Genomic DNA, 9,189 nt, shown 5'->3' with positions numbered 1-9,189 from the left:
CGGCCAACTCGGCGGGGGAAGGTGGGTGGGTAGGTGGTTGCTGAACGCGGAGGGGTGCCTGGGTGACTGCCCACAGGCAACAATTCCGCTTTCATCAGCGCCTTTGCCCCACCTCTTGTGCTGTCCGAACCCATCCATACACTCGAACACATGTTCGGATGGATGGGGAGGTTGTGATCATGCCAACAATGATCGACCAGCCGATTTCGGTGGCCGTCGCCCCTGACGGTGAGCCGCGATCTTTCATGTGGGGCCCGTACGAGTACGAGGTGGTGGGCGTACCTCAAGCCTTCTTCCGACGCCGCAAGTGGTGGCGGGAGGCCGGGGATCTTGCCCGGATAGATCAGGAGTTGTGGCGGGTTGAGGCCTCCTGCGACAGCGCTGAGTTCCGCCTTTACGATCTCCTTCGCCGCCCGGACGGTGGATGGGCGTTGTACGTCCAGTGGGAATAGTGACCGCCCAGATCAGGAGGAACTTTCACCGATAACACCCAGTAGCAACCGAGTCGCACATGTCCTTCACGCACTTGCACGTCCATTCCGGATTCTCCGCCCATTACGGCACAACTTCCCCGGAGCGTCTGGTGCAGTTGGCCCACTCCCACAGCGCACCCGCGCTTGCCCTGACCGATCGGGACGGGCTGTACGGTGCCGTCAAACACATTGGTGCCTGCATTCAGGCCGGCCTGGCCCCCGTCCTGGGTGTGGACCTGGCTGTTCATCACGACGACGGCGCTCCTCTGGGGCGGGTGGTCGTCCTGGCTCATGGCCATCTGGGCGGTGCCGGATACGCAGCATTGTGCCGGGTGGTTTCAGCTGCTCATGCTGCGGGAAGCAAACACCCGTCCATCAGTCCGACCGAGCTGGCCCGGCATGCAGCCGGCTGGGGAGCAGATGATCCCCCCGGCGCTGGTTCGCCAACGGCCAGTTCATCAGATGCAGCGCACTCCCCTGTGCTCAGCGTCCTGTTGGGCCCCGCCTCAGACGTGGGAAAGCTGGTGGAGAGACGCCAGCTGGCTGCAGCCAAGAACGCCCTGAGTGGATGGGTTCGCACCATGCCAGCGGGGTCCTTGAACCTTGAGGTGGTCTGCCATCTGGCTGAGCCTGGACAACCAGGCAGCGTCACCCCGGCCACCAGGATGTTGGGGCTGGCAGAGGCCGTGTCCCTGCCTGCGGTGCTGACCAACGCGGTGCGTTACGGGCAACCGCAGGAAGCGGTCACGGCAGATGTTGCTGATTCCACCCGCGCCCTGCTGCCACTGGATGAGGTGGTGGAGCTTGACCCCACCGGGCAGGCGTGGCTGAAGCCGGACACGGAGATGCTCAAGGTTGCCCGGATGGTGGTCACAGTGGGTGATCACCAGCGCAACGCCGGGGACCTTCTGGGCGCCACGGAACGTCTGGCCGAATGCTGCGCGCTGGATCCCGTCAGTGACCTGGGGTGGGGGCAGCCCAAGATGCCGGAGGCCTCCGTGATCGGTATCACCGGGGATCCCATGACTGCCCTGTGGGAGCGCGCCCGGGCCGGAATCGACCACCATTACCCGCGGGCCTCGCCCTCCATGCGCCGGAAAGTGGAAGAACGCCTGGCCCATGAGATGGCCACCGTGGAGCATCTGGGGTTTCCCTCCTACTTCCTGACCGTGGCACGTGTGGCGGACATCATCCGGTCCATGGGCATCCGGATCCAGGCCCGCGGTTCGGGTGTGGGGTCGGTGTTGAACTACCTGTTGGGCACTTCCGGCGTTGAGCCGTTGTCCAACGGGCTGTTGTGGGAGCGTTTCCTCTCCCCGGAACGTCTGAGCTTGCCGGACATCGACCTTGACGTGGAGTCAGCCAGACGCCATGAGATCTACCACCGGTTGTTCCAGGAGTTCGGGGACCAACGGGTCTGCCTGATGTCCATGACCAACACCTACCGGTCCCGGGGTGCGGTCCGGGATGCCGGGCTGGCCCTGGGGTTGCCGGAGGAGCAGATCGACCGCATTGCCAAGGAACTGTGGCGCTTTGATGCCAAACAGTTCCGCCAGGCGCTTCAGGAGAAACCCGAGTTGGAGGAGATTGCCCAAGAGGTCCGCGGGTCCCAACAACTGGACCTTCTGGTGGAACTGACACAACGGTTGGACTCCCTGCCCCGGCACATCTCCATGCACCCGTGCGGGGTGATCCTCTCGAACACCTCCCTGCTGGAGCGCACCCCGGTCCAGCACTCCGGGTTGGGGCTGCCCATGTCCCAGTTCGACAAACACGACATGGACCCCATGGGGTTGATCAAACTGGACATCCTGGGGGTTCGGATGCAGTCCTCCATGGCTTTCGCCGTGGAGGAGATCAGGCGCAACACCGGTGAGCGGATTGATCTGGACCGAATTCCTCTGGATGACGAGCCCACGTTCCAGACCATCCGCACCACCCACACGTTGGGGATCTTCCAGGTGGAGTCCCCCGGTCAGATGGAGCTGGTGGGCAAGCTGCAACCGGAGAAGTTCAATGACCTGACCGTGGACATCAGCCTGTTCCGTCCAGGCCCCATGAAGAACAACATGCCGCAGCATTATCTGGCGGCCCGTCACGGTTATGCCCGTCCGGATTACATCCACCCGCAGCTCAAACCGTTCCTGTGGGAGACCAAGGGGGTGGTGGTTTTCCACGAGCAGGTCATGCAGATCCTTGACCAGGTCACCGGTTGTGGTCTGGGCAAAGCTGATGTCTACCGGCGTTGGTTGGGCAAACCGGAGAAGATGCCGTTCATCCAGGACCTGGTGTATTCCAAGGGCCCGGAGCGAGGATTCGATCCCGCCGCGTTGCACAAGGTCTGGATGATTCTTGAGGGGTTCGGGTCCTTCGGGTTCGCCAAGGCTCACGGTGCAGCGTTTGCCCTGCCCACATATCAGAGTGCCTGGTTGAAGACCCATCACCCGGCTGAGTTCTTGGCGGGTCTGCTGACCCATGATCCAGGGATGTGGCCCAAGGACCTTTTGGTGGCGGAGGCCCGCCGCCTGGGCATTCCGCTGTTGCCCATGGACGTCCAGCACTCCGGCTTGGAGTACGCCACACACCCTTTGCCGGATGGGCGTACCGGGATCCGTATGGCGTTGGGGGAACTGATGGGCAGCACGGAGACCGAACGGGAACGGATTGCCGAGTTCCAGCCCTTCAGAACCCTTCACGACTTCCGTGATCAGGTCCGTCCCCGCCGCACCACGTTCCAGAACTTGGCCCGGGTAGGCGCCTTGGATGCCTTCATCGGTTATGACCGCAGCCGTCGTCATGACCTTCTGACCTATGTGCGTTCCATGAGTGCCCCTGCTGAGCACGTCCCGCGCCACCAGTTGTCCCTGGACTTTGCGGTGCCGGTACCTGTCCTGGACGGTGTCACCGCCTTGGATCTGCACGGTCAGCGTCAGGTGGATCTGGAGTTGCAGCAGTTGGGTCTGGGTGTCAGCGAACACCAGATGCAGCGTTTCCACCCGTTGTTCCGCAGGTTGGGGGTGGTGCCCGCCAAGAATCTGGTGGATCTGCCCAACGGATCGGAGGTCTTGATCGCTGGGGTGCGCCGGGCCACCAACACCCCACCCATGCGCAGTGGTCAACGGGTGGTGTTTGTGAGCCTGGACGATGGCACCGGGGTTTCCAACACGGTGTTCTTCCCGGATGCCCAGGAACGGATCAAGAACAAGGTGTTCCGCACCAATTACATGCTGGTCCGCGGCGTGACCAAACGGGAAGGTGCCCGTGGGATCAGCGTGGTGGGTTCCATGGCGTGGGATCTTTTGGCATTGCCGGATGCCATGGGCCAACAGGTGCCCAGCCCCGTCGTCGTCGTGGGGCCGGCTACCCACCACGACGACGACGCCCGCGCCGGTGCGGAGGTGATCCGCCTTGCAGTGTGAGCCCTCAGATGACCGTGGACTGCAACGTGTGGCGGTACTTGCCGCGGAACAACCGTCTGGTGGCCGGGTCCAGGAACCACAGGTAGGCGCCGTAGGCAATGGCGATCACCGCGGCAATGGTCCGTCCGGAGCTGAGGTCGATGTCCAGGTACGGGAAGACGTCAATCTGATCGGAAACCGCGTAGATCATGAAGAACGCGGTCAGGAAGAACAGCACGTCCACCTGCCAGTCGGAGCGGATCCCGGTGACCGCGAACAACGGGATCAGCCACACCACGTACCACGCCTGAATCATGGGTGCAAAGATCACGATTGCCGCAAACGCCCAGGTCAAACGCCAGATGATCCTCTGATCCTTGCCAACAAACATCATGTAGAGAATCACCGGCACCGCCATGAGCTGGCCGATCCTGTGGACCAGGTCCATGGCTTCCCCGCCGTTGCCGCCCAGCAGGCCCACCACGGCACTGGCCAACAGGCCCAACATGCCCACGGGGGCGTACCAGATGAACACGGAACCGGGTGTGGACATGGCCGAAACCCAGCCGAAGCCGAAGTCGGAGACCAGTCCCATGACCGCCATGATCACCACGGACCAGGCAAGGGTCAGGAACCAGATCAGGAACTTCCGTGGCCAGGAGGCGCCCTTACCGGCCCACAGCAGACCGATGAACGGCAAGAACACCAAGGTGATGGGTTTGATGGCCACAGACATGGTCACCAGGAATGCCCCCAGCAAACCACCCTTCCAGTTGCGCCACGTGGCCGCAGCCAGCACGCCACCCAGAGCCAGGGCGATCATGATGGCGTCGTTGTGGGCGGCCAGGATGAAGTTGACCAGGAACAGAGGGTTGGCCACGGACAACCACAGGGCGCGGGTGGGGTTGATTCCGTGCATCCGAGCCAACTTGGGGATCATCCAGGCCATGGCGATCACGGAGATGATGCACAACGCACGGAACAACAGCACCGATTGATCCGGTTGGGCATCCGTGATGGCCACAACCCCTTGCTCCATCCACAGGAACAGCGGCCCGTACGGCGGCGGGGACTCACTCCACAGCTGGTCAGCGCCCAGTTGGAAGAAGTTCTCAATGTAGGAGACGCCGTATTCGTAGGGATTCAACCCGGACTGCATCACACGGCCTTGACCGATGTAGGAGTAGATGTCCCGGCTGAACATGGGAATGGCCACCATCATGGGCAGCGACCACGCAATCATGGCGGCATTGATCCACTTGCGGGTGTCCGGCCCCCAGTGGTTGAGCTTCTGGCCCAGCCGCAACCATTCACGCACCAGAAGCATCCCACCCAGGGCCACCAAGATGATGGAGATGATGGCGCCGGGGGTGGTGAACCGCAGTGCGATCACCATCGGGTTCTGCCGCAGCTCGGAGACCGCTGCCAACCACCCAACACCCAGAGAACCCACGAACAGCAGAATCGAACCCACGGTTCCTGCAATCACGGTGCGCAACGGGGACCGCCGGAGTCGTTGCTGAGAGATGACTACGGCATTCGTCGTCGTGCCGGGCTCAGTGGCCGCGGCGCTGGAGTCGGCGTTGGCTGCTGACACAGGTCCCCTCTGATGTGGGCCCGGGGGCGGGTGCGTGGCAGCCACTCCGTGAACCGCGTGATTGCAACACAGTGAGGGGAGGATGCCCGCGGTCCAAGGCCGTGAATCTGCGGTCGATCGTGGGCCATCCTACCGGGGGCACACCGAAGTTGCCGGGGAGCCATGCGAAAGAGACTGGCATTACAGTTGCGTGGGTGGCTATTTCGAATCAACGAATCGTGTGGATCGACTGCGAGATGACCGGGCTCTCCCTGGAGGATGACGCCCTGATCGAGGTTGCCGTTCTGGTGACCGATGACCAGCTCAACGTCCTGGGTGACGGGGTGGACGTGGTCATCAAACCCACGGACGCAGCCCTGGCACAGATGAATGACTTTGTGCGCAACATGCACACCACCTCCGGTCTGCTGGAGGAACTCCCCCACGGCACCACCATGGAGGAGGCCCAGCAGCAGGTTCTGGACTACATCCGTGAGTGGGTCCCGGAGCCCGGCAAGGCGCCCTTGGCCGGCAACTCAGTGGGAACGGACCGCACCTTCCTGGTCCGGGACATGCCTGCGCTGGTGGAGCATCTGCACTACCGGGTCATTGATGTCTCCACCATCAAGGAGCTCTCCCGCCGCTGGTACCCGCGGGCCTACTTCCAGTCTCCGCCCAAGACCGGCAACCACCGTGCCCTCGGTGACATCCAGGACTCCATTGACGAACTGCGGTACTACCGCGGTGCGGTTTTTGTCCCCGATCCCGGGCCGACCTCGGATGCAGCCAAGGAGGTGGCCGCCAAGATCGTCGCCTCCCGCACCGGAGCCGACGACGACGCCCCGGCCGCCAACCCCGAAAGCTAGCCATCTCACACGCGGCACACACACCCTGCGTTCATGGGTTATAGTGGTCCGCGTTGCTTTCACGGCGGGCGGTTCACACCGTCACCGTCAAACGCATCTTGGTGGGCGTAGCTCAGTCGGCAGAGCGCCTGGTTGTGGTCCAGGAGGTCGCGGGTTCAACCCCCGTCGCTCACCCCAAATGGGTCAGGTTTGAACTTTCGACCAAGGGACCGCCCTTGGTCGGGGTTCGGACCTGGCCCATCTTCTTTGCCTCGGCGGCCCAGGTGAGGGCGTCGGCCTGCAAGCCTTCGATGTTCAGCCCGTCGTACGGCGTCTTGTAGCCGACCCGCACGTCGTTGTCCTCGTCGATGTAGATCGTCTTGAACAGCGCCTGGTTGAGGAGCCGACGGTTCGCGTCGTCGGCGTGCTCGTAGATGTCGGCGGCGTTGGACAGCAGTTTCAGTGTGTCGTCGAGGTTCGCTCTCGCGTCGGCGTAGTGGCCGTGGTGCGCGGTGATCCGGTGCTCGATGGTCTCCAGCGACGCGGTGATCCGGTCCTGCTCCCTCTTGAGGAGGTCGAGCGGGATGGCTCCGGCGTAGTGGGCTTGGAGCAGCTTCTGCTGCTCGCCTTCGAGCTGGGTTCTCCGGGACGCGAGGTCGGCGAGTTCGGCGGCTCCTTCGGCCATCATCTCGTCGAACCTCGCATGAATCATCCCCGAAACCGCCTCGATCGTTTCCGGGTCGATCTGCACCTTGACGTAGAAGCGCTCGACGAGTCGTTCGACCTGCTCGATCAGCATCGCCTGCCGGGTGCAGGTACCTCTGCCACCGTGACGGCTGGCGCAGACGAAGTACGGGTAGATCGTGCCCTGACTGCTCTTCGCGTTGCACACCAGCAACCGCGACCCGCACTGCCCGCAGAACACCGTCCCCTTCAAGTAGTGCTCATGGACTTGCGTCGCATCCGCAGCCGAGCGATGCGTGCCGAGCACGGTCTGCACCTGATCCCACACCTCGTTGGGGACGATCGCCTCGTGCACTCCCGCGTAGGTCACGCCCTGATAGCGGACGCTGCCCTTGTAATACGGGTTCGTCAGCATCCGATGCACCGACGACTTGCCGATGGGTCGGGATGGTCGCCGCGGCGACGCCGCAGTCGTGAGGCCGCGCGCCACGAGTTCCTGGTGGAGCTGGCTCGTCGTCCAGTCACCGGATGCGAACACCTGGAACGCCCACCGGACCAATCGCGCACGCTCTTCGTCGATCTCGACGGTACGTACCTCCCGCCCGAACTCGTCGCGCACGCCGACGTTGCGGTAGCCGATGGGTGCCTTCGTCACGGTGCCGCCCTGCGCGGCCTTCTGCGACAGGCCCTTGACGACCTCAGTGGCGAGGTTGCGGGAGTAGAACTCGGCAATCGAGGACATGATGCCGTGCAGCAGCATCCCCGATGGGGTCTCGTCGATGTTCTCCGTGGCCGAGACCAGCGTGACGCCGGCGTCCTTGAGTGCGAGGTGGATGGTCACGTCATCGGCACGGTTCCGGGCGAGCCGGTCGACCTTGTGGACGATGCAGTAGTTCGTCTTGTGCTTCGCGACGTACTGGATCATCCGCATCAGCTCGGGCCGGTCGGCCTTGCGCGCGGACTCGCCCGCGTCGACGAACTCCTCGATGATCGTTGCGCCGAGCTGGTCGGCCTTGCGCTGGTTCGCCTCGCGCTGCGCGGGGATCGAGAAGCCGTCCGCCTGGCCGCCCTTCTCTGCCTGCTCCTTGGTGGAGACCCGCAGGTAGGAGACGGCGAACGATCCGGGGAACGGGGTGGGCGTTACGAGGCTGTCTATCGCGGTTCGGTCCGCGTCGATGATCGTCATGGCTCTTCTCCACAGTCACTGGTCCTGCCGACGCGGACTTGTGAGAGCGGATGTTGATCGTGAGAAGAGCCCGAAGGCTGTATGACTAGGCCGAATCGGCCACGTTTACTTTGCCTCGCCGTGGCGGCGAAGCGCTAGGACCACAACATCCGCCATCCGCGACGGATGCCTACATTCTACGACGACGCGCTCGCCCTGGCACGAGGGCGCTTCGGTCGCGTCGCGGCTTGCGAGCGGCACGAGCCCGACTGCTGGAGGGCGAGGCGGATCAGCAGCTCGCAGAGCTTGTCCAAGTCAGGCGGTTCGTGGAACTCGGCCCGGATCGTCAGCTCGCGCTCGCTCTGCTGGCGCTGCCCCGTCTTCCGTTCATAGCGGCGCGCCATGTCTCACACCTCGCCGGTCTCCGGATCGACGCCCGCGAAGAAGGCATCCTCTGCCTCCTGGCGTGCGTTCACCATGTCGATCACGAACCGCACGAAGTCCTCGTCACGATCCGTGATCGGTGAATCTTCGATGGGCTGTGCGGGGTCTTCGCCTGGCCAGCTCGTCTGACGAGTCGGGCGGTCCCGGTCGAGCCGCGTGCCGCAGGCCGCCACCCAATCACGAAGGCGGGCGCGAGCATCCGCGAAGTCGCGGTGCCAGCCGAGGTGTGCCGAGCCGTTCTGCTCTGGATCGTATGCGCACAGCCAGTGCAGGTGCAGCGCCGACAGTTCCCAGAGAAGTTCGGGGTGGCGGTGCCAGTAGGGCGGCACGACACTGGCGGGAAGCCCGTAGGTGTGGCGAAGCCAGTCCACCCAGCGGTTCAGTTCGAGCAACTCGGCTTCGAGATCGTTGGCGGTCAGCAGGTTCCAGTTGACCGGGTGCGGTGGCTCGGGCGCATCGAATCGCGGGGACGCCGGGCCTGCCTCGGGTGGCATGTCGTCGTGCTCGGGGAGGAACTGATCGGTCATGGCTCGGTTGCTCACATTCCGATAGCCGTCGCGGTGGACGGCACAGCCTGCTGAGGTGCGGCGAACGCGGTCGCGTC

The 9,189-nt window shown here is 63.7% G+C and carries 7 protein-coding genes and 1 tRNA gene; 4 read left to right on the top strand and 4 right to left on the bottom strand.

Going from position 1 to position 9,189, the window contains the following annotated elements:
- Positions 1-179: 179 nt before the first annotated feature.
- Both L979_RS11230 and L979_RS11225 read left to right on the top strand, forming a co-directional pair.
- The gene (locus L979_RS11230) at positions 180-452 is read left to right on the top strand and encodes a DUF6504 family protein (protein WP_156125559.1); all 273 of its coding nucleotides are present in this window, start codon (positions 180-182) and stop codon (positions 450-452) included.
- A 59-nt stretch (positions 453-511) separates the two neighbouring features.
- On the top strand, positions 512-3,892 hold the full coding sequence (locus L979_RS11225) for a DNA polymerase III subunit alpha (RefSeq protein WP_052209827.1): 3,381 nt from the start codon (positions 512-514) through the stop codon (positions 3,890-3,892).
- Between the two features lie 4 nt (positions 3,893-3,896).
- Here the strand turns inward: L979_RS11225 and mptB are convergent, their stop codons facing one another.
- Positions 3,897-5,468, bottom strand: coding sequence for a polyprenol phosphomannose-dependent alpha 1,6 mannosyltransferase MptB (gene mptB, locus L979_RS11220; RefSeq protein WP_231559516.1), 1,572 nt, complete (start codon positions 5,466-5,468; stop codon positions 3,897-3,899).
- 194 nt (positions 5,469-5,662) lie between these two features.
- Between mptB and orn the strand changes: the two genes are divergently transcribed.
- Both orn and L979_RS11210 read left to right on the top strand, forming a co-directional pair.
- Complete coding sequence (orn, locus tag L979_RS11215) at positions 5,663-6,313, top strand: oligoribonuclease (protein WP_052209826.1); 651 nt, start codon at positions 5,663-5,665, stop codon at positions 6,311-6,313.
- 101 nt (positions 6,314-6,414) lie between these two features.
- A tRNA-His gene (locus tag L979_RS11210) sits at positions 6,415-6,490 on the top strand.
- Here L979_RS11210 and L979_RS14755 read toward each other — a convergent pair.
- The 3 genes from L979_RS14755 to L979_RS11195 all read right to left on the bottom strand — a co-directional run bounded on the left by L979_RS14755 (position 6,483) and on the right by L979_RS11195 (position 9,079).
- Entirely contained in the window at positions 6,483-8,162 is a 1,680-nt protein-coding gene (locus L979_RS14755) for a recombinase family protein (protein WP_052209828.1), read from the bottom strand. The genes L979_RS11210 and L979_RS14755 overlap by 8 nt on opposite strands.
- Before the next feature lie 176 nt (positions 8,163-8,338).
- Positions 8,339-8,545, bottom strand: coding sequence for a hypothetical protein (locus L979_RS11200; RefSeq protein ID WP_047692296.1), 207 nt, complete (start codon positions 8,543-8,545; stop codon positions 8,339-8,341).
- 3 nt (positions 8,546-8,548) lie between these two features.
- A complete protein-coding gene (locus L979_RS11195) occupies positions 8,549-9,079 on the bottom strand; it encodes a hypothetical protein (protein WP_231559517.1) in 531 nt (176 codons plus the stop codon).
- Between the last annotated feature and the right edge of the window lie 110 nt (positions 9,080-9,189).

Origin of the sequence: Kocuria sp. ZOR0020, assembly GCF_000800955.1 — a bacterium.
GTDB lineage: Bacteria > Actinomycetota > Actinomycetes > Actinomycetales > Micrococcaceae > Kocuria > Kocuria subflava.
This window is presented reverse-complemented; position numbering and strand designations above follow the sequence as displayed.

Excerpts from the sequence above, each read along its gene's own strand:
- L979_RS11230 (WP_156125559.1), top strand. The coding sequence starts at position 180 with ATGCCAACAATGATCGACCAGCCGATTTCGGTGGCCGTCGCCCCTGAC.
- L979_RS11225 (WP_052209827.1), top strand. The coding sequence starts at position 512 with ATGTCCTTCACGCACTTGCACGTCCATTCCGGATTCTCCGCCCATTAC.
- L979_RS14755 (WP_052209828.1), bottom strand. The coding sequence starts at position 8,162 with ATGACGATCATCGACGCGGACCGAACCGCGATAGACAGCCTCGTAACG.
- L979_RS11200 (WP_047692296.1), bottom strand. The coding sequence starts at position 8,545 with ATGGCGCGCCGCTATGAACGGAAGACGGGGCAGCGCCAGCAGAGCGAG.
- L979_RS11195 (WP_231559517.1), bottom strand. The coding sequence starts at position 9,079 with ATGCCACCCGAGGCAGGCCCGGCGTCCCCGCGATTCGATGCGCCCGAG.